Source organism: Rhodohalobacter sulfatireducens (assembly GCF_022012475.1).
Taxonomy (GTDB): domain Bacteria; phylum Bacteroidota; class Rhodothermia; order Balneolales; family Balneolaceae; genus Rhodohalobacter; species Rhodohalobacter sulfatireducens.
Window position 1 is genome coordinate 1 of sequence record NZ_JAKLWS010000117.1, and the last position, 497, is coordinate 497.

The 497-nt window shown below is 50.7% G+C and carries 1 protein-coding gene; it reads right to left on the bottom strand.

The window, feature by feature from the left end; genetic code table 11:
• A partial coding sequence (locus L6773_RS21345) for a serine/threonine protein kinase (protein ID WP_237856708.1) occupies window positions 1–497 on the bottom strand: 497 nt, incomplete at both ends.

Here is a 497-nt window from a genome sequence, read left to right on the forward strand (position 1 = left end):
AGTATCCCATTTCGGGTGCGAAATGATTGAAAGTTGATGGTAATACTGGTGGAAACTGAACTGGATGAATCCCCGGTGTCTGCCTGAGACGTTGTGGAAGGTGTAACTTTTGAGATTTCTATCGAATCCGGCAATTGTTCCAGGCAGGTTTTGAGTTCACCAGCCAATTGTTCTGTATTCGAATATCGTTTAGCCGGATCTTTTTCAAGTAGTCGATTTACCAACAGTGAAAACGAATGTGGAGCATCCGGCATGAAGTCTTTGAGCGACGGCGGATCTTCATTCACGATCGCATACGAGAGAGCCGCATCATACAGTCCGCCGAAAGGACGCTGACCGGTTAGCATCTCGAACAGGAGGACACCAAAGGAGAACAGGTCTGCGCGGTGATCCACTGGCCGGCCCTGGATCTGCTCGGGGGACATGTACGCCATCGTGCCTAGCGTGGTTCCGGTTTGTGTGATGGGCGTTGAATCCACCAGTTTCGCCAGTCCGAA